General features: G+C 52.3%; 20 protein-coding genes. 13 read left to right on the forward strand and 7 right to left on the reverse strand.

From position 1 onward, the window contains the following. Positions 1 to 82: 82 nt before the first annotated feature. Genes GT019_RS13570 through GT019_RS13580 form a run of 3 tightly spaced genes read right to left on the reverse strand, consistent with a single transcriptional unit; the run spans position 83 to position 3,759 of the window. Positions 83 to 1,189, reverse strand: coding sequence for a GerAB/ArcD/ProY family transporter (locus GT019_RS13570; RefSeq protein ID WP_235948038.1), 1,107 nt, complete (start codon positions 1,187 to 1,189; stop codon positions 83 to 85). An 8-nt stretch (positions 1,190 to 1,197) separates the two neighbouring features. Next, a complete protein-coding gene (locus tag GT019_RS13575) occupies positions 1,198 to 2,259 on the reverse strand; it encodes a Ger(x)C family spore germination protein (protein WP_161743713.1) in 1,062 nt (353 codons plus the stop codon). Between the two features lie 27 nt (positions 2,260 to 2,286). Further along, the gene (locus GT019_RS13580) at positions 2,287 to 3,759 is read right to left on the reverse strand and encodes a spore germination protein (protein ID WP_161743714.1); all 1,473 of its coding nucleotides are present in this window, start codon (positions 3,757 to 3,759) and stop codon (positions 2,287 to 2,289) included. A gap of 188 nt (positions 3,760 to 3,947) precedes the next feature. Here GT019_RS13580 and GT019_RS13585 point away from each other — a divergent pair, with 188 nt between their 5' ends. Together GT019_RS13585 and GT019_RS13590 are read left to right on the forward strand one after the other, a co-directional pair. After that, on the forward strand, positions 3,948 to 4,820 hold the full coding sequence (locus GT019_RS13585; protein ID WP_161743715.1) for an SPFH domain-containing protein: 873 nt from the start codon (positions 3,948 to 3,950) through the stop codon (positions 4,818 to 4,820). A gap of 13 nt (positions 4,821 to 4,833) precedes the next feature. Then, positions 4,834 to 5,031 (forward strand): Arc family DNA-binding protein, encoded by a 198-nt coding sequence (locus GT019_RS13590; protein ID WP_161743716.1) that lies wholly within the window; start codon positions 4,834 to 4,836, stop codon positions 5,029 to 5,031. Positions 5,032 to 5,085: 54 nt separating this feature from the next. On the opposite strand, the gene GT019_RS13595 is transcribed toward GT019_RS13590, so the two are convergent. Next, positions 5,086 to 5,499: a MerR family transcriptional regulator gene (locus tag GT019_RS13595; RefSeq protein WP_161743717.1), complete on the reverse strand. Its 414-nt coding sequence runs from the start codon at positions 5,497 to 5,499 to the stop codon at positions 5,086 to 5,088. 94 nt (positions 5,500 to 5,593) lie between these two features. Between GT019_RS13595 and GT019_RS13600 the strand changes: the two genes are divergently transcribed. Then, positions 5,594 to 6,460, forward strand: a complete 867-nt coding sequence (locus GT019_RS13600; RefSeq protein WP_161743718.1) for an SDR family oxidoreductase — start codon at positions 5,594 to 5,596, stop codon at positions 6,458 to 6,460. Between the two features lie 191 nt (positions 6,461 to 6,651). On the opposite strand, the gene GT019_RS13605 is transcribed toward GT019_RS13600, so the two are convergent. Then, on the reverse strand, positions 6,652 to 7,095 hold the full coding sequence (locus tag GT019_RS13605; RefSeq protein ID WP_161743719.1) for a MarR family winged helix-turn-helix transcriptional regulator: 444 nt from the start codon (positions 7,093 to 7,095) through the stop codon (positions 6,652 to 6,654). A 205-nt stretch (positions 7,096 to 7,300) separates the two neighbouring features. Between GT019_RS13605 and GT019_RS13610 the strand changes: the two genes are divergently transcribed. Together GT019_RS13610 and GT019_RS13615 are read left to right on the forward strand one after the other, a co-directional pair. Then, positions 7,301 to 8,008 (forward strand): SDR family NAD(P)-dependent oxidoreductase, encoded by a 708-nt coding sequence (locus GT019_RS13610; RefSeq protein WP_161743720.1) that lies wholly within the window; start codon positions 7,301 to 7,303, stop codon positions 8,006 to 8,008. A 295-nt stretch (positions 8,009 to 8,303) separates the two neighbouring features. Continuing rightward, the gene (locus GT019_RS13615; RefSeq protein ID WP_161743721.1) at positions 8,304 to 8,903 is read left to right on the forward strand and encodes a TetR/AcrR family transcriptional regulator; all 600 of its coding nucleotides are present in this window, start codon (positions 8,304 to 8,306) and stop codon (positions 8,901 to 8,903) included. Positions 8,904 to 9,227: 324 nt separating this feature from the next. On the opposite strand, the gene GT019_RS13620 is transcribed toward GT019_RS13615, so the two are convergent. Continuing rightward, positions 9,228 to 9,680, reverse strand: a complete 453-nt coding sequence (locus tag GT019_RS13620) for a MarR family winged helix-turn-helix transcriptional regulator (protein ID WP_161743722.1) — start codon at positions 9,678 to 9,680, stop codon at positions 9,228 to 9,230. Between the two features lie 286 nt (positions 9,681 to 9,966). On the opposite strand from GT019_RS13620, the gene GT019_RS13625 reads away from it, so the two are divergent. From GT019_RS13625 to GT019_RS13645, 5 genes are all read left to right on the forward strand, one after another. Next, on the forward strand, positions 9,967 to 10,521 hold the full coding sequence (locus GT019_RS13625; RefSeq protein ID WP_161743723.1) for an NADPH-dependent FMN reductase: 555 nt from the start codon (positions 9,967 to 9,969) through the stop codon (positions 10,519 to 10,521). Positions 10,522 to 10,659: 138 nt separating this feature from the next. Continuing rightward, a complete protein-coding gene (locus tag GT019_RS13630; RefSeq protein WP_161743724.1) occupies positions 10,660 to 11,145 on the forward strand; it encodes a DinB family protein in 486 nt (161 codons plus the stop codon). A gap of 376 nt (positions 11,146 to 11,521) precedes the next feature. Continuing rightward, the gene (locus GT019_RS13635; protein ID WP_161743725.1) at positions 11,522 to 11,854 is read left to right on the forward strand and encodes a winged helix-turn-helix transcriptional regulator; all 333 of its coding nucleotides are present in this window, start codon (positions 11,522 to 11,524) and stop codon (positions 11,852 to 11,854) included. Between the two features lie 255 nt (positions 11,855 to 12,109). Continuing rightward, complete coding sequence (locus GT019_RS13640; protein ID WP_161743726.1) at positions 12,110 to 12,838, forward strand: NAD(P)-dependent oxidoreductase; 729 nt, start codon at positions 12,110 to 12,112, stop codon at positions 12,836 to 12,838. A 15-nt stretch (positions 12,839 to 12,853) separates the two neighbouring features. After that, entirely contained in the window at positions 12,854 to 13,315 is a 462-nt protein-coding gene (locus GT019_RS13645; RefSeq protein WP_161743727.1) for a DUF2269 family protein, read from the forward strand. A 54-nt stretch (positions 13,316 to 13,369) separates the two neighbouring features. Here the strand turns inward: GT019_RS13645 and GT019_RS13650 are convergent, their stop codons facing one another. Next, positions 13,370 to 13,618 carry a hypothetical protein gene (locus GT019_RS13650; protein ID WP_161743728.1) on the reverse strand — a complete coding sequence of 83 codons (249 nt, stop codon included), beginning with the start codon at positions 13,616 to 13,618 and terminating at the stop codon, positions 13,370 to 13,372. Between the two features lie 246 nt (positions 13,619 to 13,864). Here GT019_RS13650 and GT019_RS13655 point away from each other — a divergent pair, with 246 nt between their 5' ends. From GT019_RS13655 to GT019_RS13665, 3 genes are all read left to right on the forward strand, one after another. Then, positions 13,865 to 14,410, forward strand: a complete 546-nt coding sequence (locus tag GT019_RS13655; RefSeq protein WP_161743729.1) for a HupE/UreJ family protein — start codon at positions 13,865 to 13,867, stop codon at positions 14,408 to 14,410. A gap of 150 nt (positions 14,411 to 14,560) precedes the next feature. Continuing rightward, positions 14,561 to 14,956: a (R)-mandelonitrile lyase gene (locus GT019_RS13660; protein ID WP_161743730.1), complete on the forward strand. Its 396-nt coding sequence runs from the start codon at positions 14,561 to 14,563 to the stop codon at positions 14,954 to 14,956. A 219-nt stretch (positions 14,957 to 15,175) separates the two neighbouring features. After that, on the forward strand, positions 15,176 to 15,709 hold the full coding sequence (locus GT019_RS13665) for a hypothetical protein (protein WP_161743731.1): 534 nt from the start codon (positions 15,176 to 15,178) through the stop codon (positions 15,707 to 15,709). Positions 15,710 to 15,758 lie beyond the last annotated feature (49 nt).

A 15,758-nucleotide genomic window follows, 5' to 3' on the forward strand; every position in this document is an offset into this window, starting at 1 on the left:
GAAGAAGATCGCCTTCACCGTATCGCAACGGGGAAGGCGGTTTTTTCTACCTATTCATTGAACATCGAGTGAATAAATTCGTTTACGCATCGGGCTGCACGGTCTTTAACGCCGTTCGCGAAAATTTGCTGCGAATCACATAAAGGACGAACAGCAGCGGGATATACGCATACACGAAGTAAAATCCGATCTCGACCATCCGTACCCCTAACCCGTGAATCTTGATGCGATCGTCGAACGGCAGAGCGGCCAAGAAGACGGCGAGCAGAATCGCGAGCAGCGACCAGGTGGGTTTAAGATTCGTCGTTCGTTTGATGATTCGCGTGCAGCTCCAAATCGAGAGACAGAGGACTGGGATAATGATCACAAGCCACATGCAGATAAATATAAACTCGATTCGTTCGATAAAGGATAACTGGATCACTTTCAGCATAACGAAGGTCGGCCAGAAGGTATGCTGCAGCAGCCCCTCGCTAAAATACATGAAGGTGATGAACATGAGGGCGGCATATTTGAGCGTGACGAATAACAATCCGATATGGGCCCATCTCGCATTGTTCTCCGGGGCCTTGATAAACGGAAAATAAAGCAGGATGCTTTCGAATCCCATAAAGAAGATGCCCGAATATTTGGAAGACGCGAGCAGCTCCCGAACCGGATGATAAAAGATCGGCATTAGATTGTTCACATGGCCGTATTTGAGGTTGAAGTACAAAAAGAAGGGCAGCAGACTGGAGAACAGGAGCCCGAAAAAACAGTAGCCCACGATTACCCGAAATCCGCCGGAAACGGCGTAATACAGGATACAGACGAGCAGGAAGGCCAGCAACCACGTTGGAAAGTGAGGGAACATCCAAATTTGGATGATCTCGATATAACCGCGAAAGACCGTTAACGCGAGCAAAAGAAAGTACCCGACCAACGCCAGGGAAACGATGCGGCCCACGGATTTGCCGAAGAGGAAGCCATGCAGGTCGATAACATCCTTGGCCGGATTGCCAAGCATCTTGAAGATCATCCATAGGATGACATGAAGGCTTAACCCCGTCAGCAGAACCACGATCCAAGTATCGTAACCGGACAGATCCAGCATGAAATGCTGAAAACTTAAAGCACCAGCCCCGATTACAGACGCATGGATGAGGAAAAACACGAAAAAGCCGGAGACCCTGTAGTTTTCCTTGACCATGTTCAGCACTAATGCCCCACTCCCAACAATTGGATCTTCACTTCCGTCCGCACCTCGAATTTGAGGTTTGGATACTGGCGGGCATAGAAGGTTTGCTCGTTCCAGCCCCGGTGGTGAGCTCGGTAAAGATTGCCGATCCCGACCGGATCGACTTCGTTTTTTTGGAAATTTTCCAGAATGGCTTTCATGTCGGCCGCCAAGCGACGTTCGATTTGTTCCTTGACTTCGCGCATGTCGCGGTCGATCAAGATAACGTTCAAGTTTGCCGGATAATCGCCAAGGTCGATATCAAGCTTCAAGGAAATCAAGGCCGATTCGTTGTGCACGGTTACTTTGTGGGCCGAATGAATGATCCTGAACGAAATCAATTTGTTCTGTTCGTTTTTGAAGCTGTATCTGCTGGAGCGAACCTCGACATCTTTTTCTTTTAGGAGCTTGATGAACAGCGCTTGCTCATTGTTCAGCAGCAGCTTCAATCGGTCGCCGCGAAACACGCCTACGCCGTCCATGCGCAAAGCGCCTTTGCCGTCTTTGGTCAGCACGGGCAAGAAAACATCTTGCCCCGCCCCGAAATATTGGTCTAGAAAGAGATGGCCGTTGGTGTTCGGCGTATTCTCATACCTCATATTTTGTTCGACCAAGCGGGATAAATAGGCCGGCGGATAGTTTAACGACTCGGCCAAAATATCGCTCGCTTGATCGGGCGTGAGCACGATCTTGGCGCGATTGCTGATCAAGGGGTCCCGAACAATGCCGGTGGCTACCGCCGATATCCCTCGCCTTGCCAATTTTTCGTTAATGACAACCGTTTTTAATTGACCGCTTGCAATGGGATGGTCCGTTTGCGAAGCGAAAGGCGTGTATACCTCGCCATACGATTTCACGTCGCCCTCGAGCAATAACATTCTCGCTTTCTTCTCGTAGGCCAGATAAGTCGCGGTCACCTTGATTGCATCTCCGTGCGGGTCATTGCCGATGCTTTGGATGAGTTTAATCCGATCGACGATCTGTTGTTCCGCGCAGCCGGACAATAAGAAGCAGCAGAAGAGAAGCGGGATTGATCTGATCATGAACGCGATTTCCCTTGCTTGATTTTTTTATTCGTGATTGTAATCATCGCTGCGATCTTTCTGCTTCGAAACCTTGTAGCGCTCAAGTTTGAGCGGGCGCAGGTATCGCTGCCGGTAATTCGTCATGCTGAATGGAGAGCGAATAAAACTGTCCGCGTAATCGCGGATCCGGAACGGGAACATCGGAAGGAGGTAAGGCGCGCCCAATGATTTTAAACGCAGCAAATGGCCGATCAATAGGAGAAATCCCATCGTAATGCCTAACCCGCCCCAGGCTGCCGCCAATGCAATGAACGGAAACCGCAAAAAACGAATCGTGTTCGCCATTTTGAAAATGGGGGTGACAAAGGAAGACAGGGCGGACAGCGAGACCACGATGATCAAGATGCTGCTGGTGAGACCGGCTTGCACGGCCGCCGTCCCGAGGACGACGCCTCCTACGATCCCGAGCGTTTGTCCGACCTTGGTCGGCAGCCTGGCCCCGGCTTCGCGCAGCATATCGACCGTAATCTCCAGCAGCAGCACTTCTATGAGCGGCGGAAAAGGCACGTTCGCCCTGGATTCGATAATCGGGCCTAGCAGCTCCTGCGGGATGACGGAATAATGAAAGGTTAACACGGCAACATAGAAGGGGGAGGCCAGAATCGAGAAGGCGACGCCCATAAACCGGATACACCGAAAGAAAGAAGCCAGCACCCAAGGCAGATAATAATCTTCGGGCGAAGCGAAAAAATCAAACACGGTGCTAGGGCCGGATATGACATAAGGCGACCCGCCGCTCAAGACGGCCACTTGGCCGCTAAGAAGACAATATTTTGCCCGGTCCACGCGTTCGGTCGAAATATATAAAGGGAACGGCGAATTGGCATTATCCGTGATGACTTGATCGATCAGGGAACTATCGAACACCACGTCGAAATCGGCGTCTGCGATTCGCTGCCGGACGGTATCGACATAATCGGGATTGCAAATCCCATCTACATATACAATGACGACGCGCGTTTGCGAAAGCGAGCCTTTGATGTACTCCTCGAACCGCAGATGTTCGGAAACCAGCTCTTTGCGCAGTAAATTCAAATTCGTATCGAGATCCTCGACGAAGCCGGCCTTCGGGCCGATGACGCTATATTCGTTGTCCGCTTCGTTGTTGCTCCGGTACCCCCGCTTTAGATCCGCGACGTCGATTAACAGCCCTTCATGCAAATCGGGTTCCAACTGAACGAAAAGGAAGCCTCGAATCAATCGTTGCACGATCTCGTCGACATCGGAGGACGCCTTGGTATTTTCCAACGGAATCACTCGTATTAAGGCATGCACATCGTCAAGCTCCGCATTCGAAGTTTGAATCCGGTGCAAGACCTCGTTATCGATCAGCTTCTGGTCCACGATGCTTCTGCAATACGTAAAATGAATCCGTTTCTCGCCGATCGCATGCATCGATTGCTCGAGATCGTTCGATTGGATGGTATCCTTCAAAACCGCGTAGATGTTGTCAGGCATGAGCTACGCACCTCTCCGTGCTATCTTCGCCATATTATGAGCCTGCGAGTGGAATATTATACCGTTTCGGTCCGAGGCGGAAGCGACGCAAGATCTTCGAGGGCGGGGAGCTGTTCGATTTTCGTTGCTAGAAACTTCCAAAAGTGATATCATAATAGTATCAAAATTATATCGAGGTGCATGAGATTATGAAAGATATTCGCGCATGGCATGTCAACGGCTTCTTCGCCTTGCTCGTATGCCTGGCTTCCTTGGCGGGAGGCATCGCCCTGCTGATTATCGGAGGCAATCGGGCGGAGCCTTCCGGCTGGCTGATCACGCTCGGCATCGTGCTCATTCTGCTGTTCTTCGTGGCCATCACGTCGATGACGATCGTTCAGCCGAACCAGGCGAAGGTCATTACGTTCTTCGGCCGCTACATCGGCACGGTCGCCAAGGCGGGACTATGGATGGTACTACCCTTCACCTCCAAGAAGAAGGTCTCGCTGAAGGTACGCAACTTCAACAGCAAGACGCTGAAGGTCAACGATCTGGAAGGCAACCCGATCGAGATCGGAGCGGTCGTCGTCTTCAAGGTGACGGATTCGGCGAAGGCGGTGTTCGACGTCGACAATTACGAGCGGTTCGTGGAGATCACGAGCGAAACGTCGATACGTCATACCGCGGCGAAATACGCGTACGACACGTTTACCGACGAGCCGGGTTTATCCCTTAGGGGGAATGCCGACGAAGTGGCCGCCGAGCTGTCGGCCGAGCTGCAGCAACGGCTGCTGGTCGCCGGGGTGGAAGTGGTCGAGACGCGCTTGACCCATCTCGCGTACGCGCCCGAGATCGCCAGCGCCATGCTGCAGCGCCAGCAGGCGATCGCCATCATCGCCGCGCGTGGGAAAATCGTCGAAGGCGCCGTCTACATGGTCGACGCCGCGCTGCGCCAACTCATCGATAACGGGATCGAACTGGATGCGGAGCGGCGCGCCGCCATGATCAACAATCTGATGGTCGCGGTCGTATCCGACCGGGCGGTAACCCCGGTCATCAATACGGGCACGCTGTACGGCTAAGGATGGCTCGCAAATGCCATCCAAGGATAAGAAGGCTTTCCCGCTGCGACTTGATCCCGACGTGCACCGGGCTTTAGAGAAATGGGCCGCGGACGAATTCCGAAGCGTCAACGCCCATATCGAGTTTCTGCTTCGCGAGGCGCTTCGCAAGGCCGGCCGATTGAAGCCGGACAGGCCGCCCGCGGCCGGCGAAGCGGAAGAACGCGAATAGCCTTGACGGCGAACGACCGTCAAGGCTTTTTCGTTTCTCGGGACTCGCGTGTTCCTAGTCGGATGTGCCGGCATGCCAGTTCTTCAGCATTTCTTGCGCCTTTTGCGGATCTTCGATGAGCAGCATCCGATACTCCAGCATCTTGTTCAACGTGTCCAGCATGTGATCGTATTCTTTCTTCTTGTTTTCGATCTCCGTCTTCTTGCCGCGGATCCAATCGATGATCTGCAGGTTCGTATGCGCATTGGCGTCGTGATCCCGCAGCGCTTCCTTCAACTCAGCCAGCGAACAGCCGATGGACTGGAACTTCTTGATCAGCTTCAGCCGTTCGACAGCCTCGCCGGAATAATTGCGGTAATTGTTGCTTTCTCGCCGGACATGCCGCTCGTCCAGCAAGCCTTCCTTTTCGTAATAGCGGATCGCATGGATCGTCAATCCCATCTTGTCCGCCAGTTCCTGAATCTTCATCGCAGTTTCTCCTTTGGACCGCTTGCCCTAGAGTTCACTTCATAGTTTATGCTTAAGATGTTCAAGCAGTCAACACATGAAGGAGGAAGTCAAGATGCATGTTTTTGTTACTGGCGCAACAGGGTACATCGGTTCCGCGGTCGTACGGGAACTGATCGGAGCGGGATATTCCGTGACGGGTCTTTGCCGATCCGAGGAGAAGGCCGCGGGATTGCGGGAGGCGGGAGCCGAGCCGGCGTACGGCACCCTGGACGATCTCGATACGCTGCGCAGGGCCGCCGCGGCTGCGGACGGCGTGATTCATCTGGCGTTCACCAACGATTTTTCCGACTTTGAAGGGGCGCTGGCTCTGGATTTGCAAGCCGTTGAAGCCATGGGGGCGGCGCTCGAAGGCTCGGGAAAGCCGTTCATCACCACGGCTCATGCCAATGGACATGCCGTGGACCGGGCAGTGCTCGCATGGGCAGAGCGGGGAACGCGCTCGTCCATCGTCTCGCTCGCGCCGTCCGTGCACGGCGAAGGCGATAAGGGCTTCGTGCCGATGATGATCGATATCGCCCGGGAGAAAGGCTTCGCCGCCTACGTCGGCGACGGATCGAACCGCTGGCCGGCGATTCACCGCCTGGATGCGGCGGTGCTGTACCGTCTGGCGCTGGAATCCGCTCCGACAGGCTCGCGGCTGCTTGGCGCCGGCGATGAAGGCATTCCGCTCCGCGAGATCGCCGCGGTTATCGGGCAGCACTTGAACGTGCCGGCGCTCAGCATTAGCCCTGAAGAAGCTGCCGCGCATTTCGGCTTTCTTGGTCCTATCGCGGCTTTGGACATTACCAGCTTGTACGATACCGCGCAAGCGAGTCTGGCGACGCGGGAGCTTCTGGGCTGGAAAGCGATCCATCCCGGGCTGATTGCCGATCTCGAAGCCGGGCATTATTTTGCATCGAACAGGAGCATCTTCCGATAGTCAATCAAGGCGTCAAGAGTAGCAATCATGCGAGGCCGCGAATATCGCGGCCTTTTCGCGTGATGGAATATAGTTTCGATATAGGGATTGTGGAGAGTGGTGCGAATGATTCATGACATGAATTATTCACGTCATGAATCACTGTCGTCTCTCGATACCGCCATGTTTACAGTTGCGTCTTTTCAATTCGCTTAAGACTTTGTTTTTGTCCGTTCGGCCAACGCGGTAATCGACTCGATGTCTGGATCCGTTAGATGATCGAGGAAATGTTTGCGTATGGCCTTCGCGACGACGGGCCGGGCATCGTCCAACGACGATTGGCCGGCGGGAGTAATGAGGACCTGGACGCCGCGGTCCGTGTCTAACGGTTTCCTCGCCACGAGTCCGCGTTTTTCCATCCGCGTCAAATGGTGCGACAACCGACTCTTATCCCAGTCCATCGAATCGGCCAGCTCCTGTTGGCGAAGGCTGCCGTTCCCCAGAAGGCTTAGCCGATCCAATACGCCATAGTCACCCTCGGACAATCCCGTATGCTCGGACATCTCTTTGATAATGCGGCCGAAGATGCTCTGGAACGAGCCTTTCCAGGTATGCCAGAGTTGCATTTCTTTTTCGTTCAGTTCGTTGATATCCATGAAGGCAGTATAGCATGATTGACACGTCAACCTCAACATGCTAGAGTAGACACAGGTTGATACGTCAACCTAAATTGTAAAGCTGCAAGCTGATTGCAAGAAAGAAGGGATGCAATGCAGGAAGAACCCGTCGCATTTATCACTGGTGCCCAAGAAGGAATCGGACTTATGCTCATCACTTCATACAACGAAAGGAACATGATAGATGGAAATTCATGACAAGGTCGTTCTTATTACAGGCGCGTCCGCGGGAATCGGCTCGGCCACGGCACGCCGCTTTGCAACCGCCGGCGCCAAATTAGCATTGGCGGCTCGATCTGCAGATAGACTGCATCGCCTAGCCGAAGAATTGAAAGCTCAAGGAAGTGACGTTATAGCGCTGCCCGCCGACGTGAGCGATCCGAAGCAAGTTCAACGCCTCATTGAGGAGACGGTCCGGCACTTTGGCCGCCTCGATGTAGTCGTCAATAACGCCGGACAAGCCGCGGTCGGCGCGATTGCCGATATCAATCCCGAAGACTTGCGTAACATATTTGACCTCAACGTGATTGGACCTTTAACCGCGATGCAGGCTGCGATCCCAATCATGCGGGAACAAGGGGGAGGACTGATCATCAATGTAAGCTCGGTGGTCGCCAAGATGAACATTCCCGGAATCGGAGCCTATGCAGCCACCAAATCCGCTCTGAATATGCTTTCCGATACGGCACGAGCTGAATTGGCCTCGGAGCATATCCGGGTGATTTCCGTCTATCCGCGCGCCACCGCGACGGAATTTGGCAAAAACGCGCTGGGCACGATCCAGTCGCCGCCGCAAGGTTCTTCCAATCCGTCCGACACGCCCGAATTCGTGGCGGATAACATCCTGGCAGCCGCTCTACATGAGCCGGATGAGCAATACATGGCTGAATAATCGACGATCCCCGCGTTCAAAAAAACGCAGGTTCCGCTTCAACCCGAACTGCCGGTCATAGCCGGCAGTTTTTTCGTATCTCTATCTTAATAAAGGTACGCCGGAACTCTTCATTTTGCGAATCGCACATTTGAATTGGAGGGAAAGTTATGCGGGTTGCAGAGGGGATCGACATGTAGGAGCTGCACTGAGGGCTATGACGTTCTGCCCGACCGTTGTATTCGATCACGAGCAGTCCGCATGTCAATATTAGCCAAGCTGTTTTGTTTTTGTGGAAGAAACGGAGGGGCGCCGATTGGTCGATAAAAAGAAACACTCGCAAGAGATTAGCAAGCTTATTTTGCAAGCCGCGCGGTCCCTGTTCGCCGAACACGGCGTCGAGGAAGTCAGCATGCATCAAATCGCCAAATCGGTTCAAATCGGACAAGGCACCTTGTATCGCCGTTATGCGAATAAATCGGACTTATGCTTGGAATTGATGATGGAGACATTCGACGGCTTGGTAGAGGAGATCAACGGGCTGCTCGAATCGATGAAGGACCTGCCCGTAAAGGACAGACTCGTTTCCGTCGTACGGCGCGTGCTTGCATTCTACCATGAGCAATTAATCTGGCTGAACGTGATCAAGAACTGCAAGCCGAGCAAGCAGGATGATATGTACTTCTTCGATAATCCGTGTTATATCAAGCTAAACAAGATTTATCGTTCTCTGCTGGAGGAAGCGCAAAGCAAGAAGGAGACGATTCCGTTGACGCCTGCTTTCACCGCGCATCTGCTTCTCAGCGCAATACTACCAGAACCCCTCATTTACAATTCCAAGGTGCTTGGCTATTCGATCGACCAGATTGCCGATCAATATTGCGGCACCTTCATAGACCCGCTGTTCAAGCCATAGAAAATCCCGCAGCCCGGCAGGCTGGCGGGATTTTTCGTTTCTACGGGATGTTGACGACACCCTCGGCAGTTACGCAACTTTCCATTCGAACCAGGACGGAGTAAAGGGAATCACTGGATGGCGGTGGAACGGCCAGTCGTCGGAAATCTACCGGCGACTGGTTTTTCGTTTCGATTGATGCAGCTCGTTTTCTGAGAGCCGTCAGATCGTCTCGTTGCGATAGACGCAGGTTGAAACAACGCCTATGGGGAAGGAATCGAAGAATGGGGGAGTGGTACCGAAGATTGCTTGAACGTTAAGATCGGGCGGGAGGCTTTTATGGATTCATCCTTGTAATTTTTGCGATCCAAACCCTATTTTTTTCAATAAAGCGATGAGCTGCTCTTTCTCTTCGTTGTCCAAAAAGGAAAAATGCTGCGAGATCGTTTCCACGTGTTTTGGAAAAATATCGTCGAACAGAGCAACTCCTTGCGCGGTCAGTACGGCATCATTCGCCCTGCCGTCTTGGGGGTTCGGCTGGCGATCGACGAGTCCTTGCTTGACTAATTTGTTCACGACGAAGGTGATGCTTCCGCTCGGAATGGAAAATTTTTCGCTGATTTTTTGAAGGGGAAGAGGACCCTTGCTATAAAGAAATTCCAAGATCCGAAAGGTTTCCGGACTCAGATTGTGCTTCGCGACATCTTTCTCGAGGTTGTTATGCACGGCTTGGAAAGCATTCGCGAATACGCGCAACAATCGCAAATCCAGTTTATTTTGTTCCTCTTTGAAATTCATGACATCACCCCTTCCTGAGCAGACTGAATGCGTTGCGTTCATGGCTATTTGTATACTAACAATAGGTTGATGGAGTGTCAATTTGGGAAGACGATTGACAAGAAACTATTATAATTATATTATATTTATATCCTATTTATATTATTTATTAGGATTGATCTTTGGGAAAGGAGTGAATGGCACGTCTTTATTTAAACGGTTGTTAAGCAAACGTCCAAATAGTCAAGAAGCTTCGCAAGGAAACGCGCATGCACCGCTAAAATCGAACTCAAATGGAGGAAATCACATGTTGAACATTGGAATTATTCTAGGAAGTACCCGCCCGGGACGCAACGGCGAAGCAGTAGCGCGTTGGGTGACCGACATTGCGAAGAAACGCAACGACGCGCATTACGAGCTTGTGGACCTTGCCGATTTCAATCTGCCGTTGTTGGACGAACCGATACCCGCGTCCATGGGTCAATACAGCAAGCCGCATACGATTGCTTGGTCGCAAAAAATCAATTCCTTCGACGGCTTCGTATTCGTTACGCCGGAGTACAATCATGCCACCTCCGGCGCATTAAAGAATGCCGTGGATTATCTATTTCATGAATGGAAGGATAAAGCGGCAGGCTTCGTCGGCTATGGCGGTTCCGGCGGCGCGCGCGCGATCGAAAATCTCAGGCTCATCGCCGGTGAACTCCACATGGCCGACGTACGCGCGCAAGTGGGCCTTTCGCTCATGACGGATTTCGAGAACTTCAGCGTCTTCAAGCCGGCTGCCCATCACGAGGCGTCAGTCAATACGATGCTCGACCAAGTGATCGCTTGGAGCGGGGCACTGAAAGCATTGCGTTAAATCGCTTTACCCGCTTATAAGGGGCGCGTTAATGTTATTCAGAGTGGAGAAAGCGGAGAGAGCGGCCGGCGTGCGGTTATACTTCAACGCCTTCGGCAGAAAACCGCATTTAGAAACCGGAACTAGAGGAGAACTACAATGAACGCACAAAAATTAATCAATCAACTTGAAGTGATTCGCGAGATGACGATTAAATCCATCCCTTCCATCACGGACGAGATGGCGGACGAGATGCCGGCAGGGTACAGAAACACCGTCCGTTGGCATCTTGGACACATCGCTGCATTTACCGATCTTTTTCTGAGCAATTTCGCTGGCTTGACTCCGTATCTGTCCGAAGCGCATATCTCCATGTTCAAATCCGGGTCCAAACCTGCCGATTGGGGTCAGACGCAACCTCCGACTTTGGAGGAGCTGGCCACTTTGCTAAAAGGACAAATGGAGCATATCAAGTCGCAATTCGGCACCAAGAACCTCGAAGAAAAAGCAAACAAGCCGTTAAGCTTGTTCGGCACGGAAATGGATTCGATCGGCGAGATTTTGAATTTCAGCTTTTATCATGAAGGGCAGCATCTCGGGCATATCAAATGCCGAACGAGTGCAAGCCCATTGAAACAAGCGTAAACAGAACTCGCAAGATCGCAAAGGCCGTCCCTTAGGGACGGCCTTTTTGTCGGCTTTGCTTTTGCACATAAAAAAAGCCCAACGGGCCACTTCGGTCGCGATGGAGAGGAGAAAATAAAAAAGGCGATATGTAGAATTACCATATCGCAAAGTGAATCGTGACACCTTTAATCATACAGCTAAAACAAAATATGTATACTCGCATTCTATTCGTCGAAATTATGTTGACAAAATACCCATAAGCAAAATAGTGCTAGTTACGAAACAAAAGAGCACATGGTCACTTAACGATTGACATGATCGCGGCGCGCTTATAAAGTGAAGATAAGTCAATTTCAGGAAATGCGCTTACCTCGAAGCAAGGAGATGATGATCAATGATTCATCAGCGCGAATGCCCGGTGGAGACGCTCATTCATGTATTAGGCGGCAAATGGAAGCCGATGATTTTATGGCATTTGATGGAATCGAAGAAGCGGTACAACGACCTGGAGAAGCTGATCCCGGACGTATCGCAAAAGATGCTTTCGCAGCATCTCCGCGATTTGGAACAGGAAGGCATCGTCGATAGAACGGTTTACGCCGCCATCCCGCCAAAGGTTGAATATTCGCTAAGCGAATACGGCAAAACGTTGATCCCCGTAGCGGAAGTCATGTGCGCTTGGGGAGAGAACCATAATAAGCGCAAATACGAAGAGTCCGCGTCCTGAAGCAGGTTTAATTCGCTTGTACGCGCACGCCCCACATTCAATTCAAGTCAAACAAAAGCTGCCGCGGGATTCCGGGCAGCTTTTGTTGTCGCTCCAATCGTCTGCGCGATTCCTTTTTCGGTCATCAGACCTTTGTTTTCCTCTGCTTACTTATAAGTAAGTACCCCACTTTAAAGTGCGTTCTTAACAAGATTCCGAGGCGATGCTAAGCTGAAGTTAAGAAAATATTGGAAGCCAATAAGAGGAGGAAACACAATGAAGATGATCGTTTTCGGAGCGACGGGGAATACGGGGAAACGCATGCTGGCGCAAGGGATGGATCGGGGTCATGAAATGACCGCATTCGTGCGAAATGCCGGGAAGCTTGCCGAACAACTGGGCGAGCAAGCCGCAAATCAAGTGAACGTAATCGCAGGAGATATGATGGACCCGGCGATCGTCGGCGCGGCGCTTGCGCATCAAGACGTTGCGATTATCGCGGCCGGCCATGCGGGCCAGGGAGAGGAGTTCGTTCGGCTCGTCGATAACATTATCAGCCAATGCGAAGCCCAACCTAGTTTCTCCGGGCGCGTATGGATCATGGGAGGAGCCGGACTGCTCGATATTCCGCATACCGGTCTGATCGGCAACGATTTGCCGGGCTTCCCGCCCGAGTACAAAAATCACGACCGGAATTTCGAAAGGCTGCAACGGACTCGGCTCGATTGGTCCGTCATGTGTCCGGGAACCATGCTGGATGCAATGGCGTCTCCGGAGCCGGTTCAGCTGCATGTAACGACGGACGCCTTGCCCGTTCCGATGCCGGAGACGATCAAGACATACTCCGAGGCCGAAATTGCCGGCCACTTGTTCGGCCGCTTTCAAGAATTGAACGTCGCTTACGACGATGTCGCGAAATGCATGTTGGACCATGTCGAGCTCGGAGGACCGTTCAAGGGGAAAAGGGTCGGTATCGCCTATCGAAGCGCGATTACGGCGCGATAAGGAGGAGTAAGGAAGATGGGGAGTTTGTTTGGATGGGTTCTCGTATTTCACGTCTTGGCTTCGATCGCGATCATCGGCCCCGCTTTCGTGGTTCCCGTCATTCGAAGATCCGCCAGAACCGTCGGCCAGCTGCGCTTTGCGATCGAGGTAACGAACAAGATTGCCATCCTGCCGAAGCTCGGCGGAACCGTCCTAATCATTACCGGGGTATGGCTGATGATCCTAACGAAGGCGGGGCTGTCCCAAACGTGGCTGAATCTATCGATCCTGCTGTCGCTGCTCATGATCGCCACGATCGAGGCCTTGATCGGGCCGCGCATGAAGAAGGTGATGGAAATGGCGGCCATCAGCCAAGGCAAAGGAGACGAAGTCCCCTCCGAGCTCGGTCGAATGTTGAAGAAGGTCGTCCCCGTCGAGACGGCGGCGCAGCTGCTGATGGTCGCGATAGCGGTGCTTATGGTGTTGAAGCCCTTATAAAACAGGCGTGAAACGAAAACGGGAGGCAGCTTATGCTGCCTCCCGTTCACGGAATTACTTTGACGTATAAGCCGCCCGGTCTTCCTCGCTTAGCGTATAAAACTTGCTCGAATTACGGAAGATCGTCGTGCCGTCGGAGATCCGAACGGAATGATCGTTGTACGAACGGATCGTGGTAATCGGTCTAAGCCGCATGCGATCTTGGAAGGTCTCGATAGGTTCTTTATGCATGATCGCCAACTCAAAATCGTGATCGGTTTTCAATTCCTGTTTTGCGCCGAAAATCGCCTTTTCTTTTGTCACGATTTATTCGTCCTCCAAAAGTAGCATTTAGATGCTTAATATTACAGCAGTGCAAGGAACAAAGCAAATGCAAAGCAAATGCAATCCGCGATGATGCCCCATCATTCGTCAGCTTTTCACACATTTAACAATTTTCTGATAATAATCGGTAGATAGGCGTAACTTGGCTTCGCTATACTTGTCCTGATTATGCAGCCTCTGAAGTAACGAGAGCGCGGGCAAGCCATAACGGGGAGGAAGTCATTCATGTCGGGCTGGTATTCGTTTTTCGATCTTGGCATTCATCACATCTTGGGCGGGTACGATCATCTGTTGTTTTTGTTTTCGTTAGTCATCGCGCGCCAAAAATTCAAACAGTATGCGACGATGATCACCGCATTTACGATCGCGCACAGCATTACGTTGTCCTTGACGGTACTGGGAATCATCGATATCTCTCCGAAATTCGTCGAACCGATGATCGCGCTCAGCATCTGTTTCGTGGCAATCGATAATATGATTCGCAAGGAAGTCAGCCATCGCTGGATATTGACGTTCTTGTTCGGCTTGGTGCATGGCATGGGTTTTGCGGATCTATTAAAGGGAATGAATCTGCCGACCTCGCAGCTGGCAACGGCTTTGATCAGCTTTAACCTCGGCATCGAAACCGTTCAAATCACGCTTGTAGGCGTCGCGCTGCCGGTCTTGATCTTGATGCACCGGTGGAAATACTCGAAATATGCGGTCTATGCGACTTCGTCCCTGGCATTCGTCTTGGGCGCAATCTGGCTAGGACAACGGGTTTTCGCATAAATCGCGGCTGCGCCGGGCCGTATCGATTTGATTCTCTACGCCGAGTGGGCTACGATTGCTTGCGGCCGCTTCCGTGTCAGGAAGAGAGAACCGGTCAACGAAGACATGGCCGCGACAAAAATTCGCAACGCTCATGGAGGGACGTAGAAGATGGATATCAAACGAACCGGATCGCAACCGTCCGGCAAAGGATCGCCGGACTATTTTACGGGCGCGGTGCGCGTCGATCCCCTGTTCGAAGCAGCCGATCCGGCACGCGCGGCCGGTGCCGCCGTTACGTTCGAACCCGGAGCCAGAACCGCCTGGCATACGCATCCGCTGGGGCAGACGCTGATCGTAACGGCAGGCCAAGGCAGGGTTCAACGCTGGGGAGGCCGGATGGAGGTCATCAATCCCGGGGACGTGATCTGGTTTCCGCCCGGCGAGAAGCATTGGCACGGCGCATCCCCGACTTCGGCGATGACCCATATCGCCATTCAAGAACGTCTCGACGGCCGGGCCGTCGATTGGATGGAGCAAGTCAGCGACGATCAATACCTGTCCTAACCGGGAGCGAAATAACGGCAGCGGACGGGGTAGTGCATAAGGCGCTTTTGCCTAAAGGCGCCTTTTTCGTGATCCTTCGTTCGCAGCCCGATCGCCGCATGCTCCGGTCTCGCTTCCAGACGCTTTTGTGTATTTTTTACATCGCGTCCCGGTTAATTTACGCCATATTTACGAGGGTTCATATTAGAATGGGATTGTTACGGAGAGGAGAGAGAGGCAATGCAGCATACGGATAGGCAGCCAGAGGTTCATTTCGCGTGCGCTCCAGGGTACTTGGACATGTATTCCTTATCGTACCGGTGGTTCGGAGCCGTTTGGACGTATAACGAACGCTATCAACGCTTGGTGAGAGGGTATTGGTTCGCAGACGGACAGCATGACGTGATCGAATGCGCGAAGCATTCGGGTTGGGATTCCTTCGTGGTCGTGCGGGATGCGACGATCATCAAACAGATCTATACGACGATTCGCAGCAAACAGCAAGCGCTCGATTGGGACAAGCGCTCCCGGATTCCGCTCCGCGACGCGTTAAACGAGCAGTGGAGATCGATAAAAACGGGTTATTATATATTCCAATCCCGCGAGCAGTATCCTTTCTACCTCTCCTGCATCGAGAAGAAAGGGTGGCTCGCGTATATCAGGCATGCGACGGTATGCGAGAACGATGACGATAAGATGGCGTTCATGAACAAGGTAAATCGCGAGCACAACATTCGATTAAATGAGTGCAAGACGATCGGGGGCCGGCATTAATTAGCGTCGGCATGACGGCGATGGGCGAGATGCGATACGTTTGCGAACC

The organism is Paenibacillus glycinis (assembly GCF_009909185.1).
GTDB lineage: Bacteria > Bacillota > Bacilli > Paenibacillales > Paenibacillaceae > Paenibacillus_Z > Paenibacillus_Z glycinis.

Bases quoted from the DNA above. Each gene is read 5' to 3' on its own strand.
- GT019_RS13575 (WP_161743713.1), bottom strand. From the start codon at position 2,259: ATGATCAGATCAATCCCGCTTCTCTTCTGCTGCTTCTTATTGTCCGGC.
- GT019_RS13620 (WP_161743722.1), bottom strand. From the start codon at position 9,680: ATGAATTTCAAAGAGGAACAAAATAAACTGGATTTGCGATTGTTGCGC.
- GT019_RS13630 (WP_161743724.1), top strand. From the start codon at position 10,660: ATGAACGCACAAAAATTAATCAATCAACTTGAAGTGATTCGCGAGATG.
- GT019_RS13660 (WP_161743730.1), top strand. From the start codon at position 14,561: ATGGATATCAAACGAACCGGATCGCAACCGTCCGGCAAAGGATCGCCG.
- GT019_RS13645 (WP_161743727.1), top strand. From the start codon at position 12,854: ATGGGGAGTTTGTTTGGATGGGTTCTCGTATTTCACGTCTTGGCTTCG.
- GT019_RS13625 (WP_161743723.1), top strand. From the start codon at position 9,967: ATGTTGAACATTGGAATTATTCTAGGAAGTACCCGCCCGGGACGCAAC.
- GT019_RS13605 (WP_161743719.1), bottom strand. From the start codon at position 7,095: ATGGATATCAACGAACTGAACGAAAAAGAAATGCAACTCTGGCATACC.
- GT019_RS13655 (WP_161743729.1), top strand. From the start codon at position 13,865: ATGTCGGGCTGGTATTCGTTTTTCGATCTTGGCATTCATCACATCTTG.
- GT019_RS13595 (WP_161743717.1), bottom strand. From the start codon at position 5,499: ATGAAGATTCAGGAACTGGCGGACAAGATGGGATTGACGATCCATGCG.
- GT019_RS13585 (WP_161743715.1), top strand. From the start codon at position 3,948: ATGAAAGATATTCGCGCATGGCATGTCAACGGCTTCTTCGCCTTGCTC.
- GT019_RS13610 (WP_161743720.1), top strand. From the start codon at position 7,301: ATGGAAATTCATGACAAGGTCGTTCTTATTACAGGCGCGTCCGCGGGA.
- GT019_RS13600 (WP_161743718.1), top strand. From the start codon at position 5,594: ATGCATGTTTTTGTTACTGGCGCAACAGGGTACATCGGTTCCGCGGTC.
- GT019_RS13580 (WP_161743714.1), bottom strand. From the start codon at position 3,759: ATGCCTGACAACATCTACGCGGTTTTGAAGGATACCATCCAATCGAAC.
- GT019_RS13570 (WP_235948038.1), bottom strand. From the start codon at position 1,189: ATGGTCAAGGAAAACTACAGGGTCTCCGGCTTTTTCGTGTTTTTCCTC.
- GT019_RS13590 (WP_161743716.1), top strand. From the start codon at position 4,834: ATGCCATCCAAGGATAAGAAGGCTTTCCCGCTGCGACTTGATCCCGAC.
- GT019_RS13640 (WP_161743726.1), top strand. From the start codon at position 12,110: ATGAAGATGATCGTTTTCGGAGCGACGGGGAATACGGGGAAACGCATG.
- GT019_RS13635 (WP_161743725.1), top strand. From the start codon at position 11,522: ATGATTCATCAGCGCGAATGCCCGGTGGAGACGCTCATTCATGTATTA.
- GT019_RS13665 (WP_161743731.1), top strand. From the start codon at position 15,176: ATGCAGCATACGGATAGGCAGCCAGAGGTTCATTTCGCGTGCGCTCCA.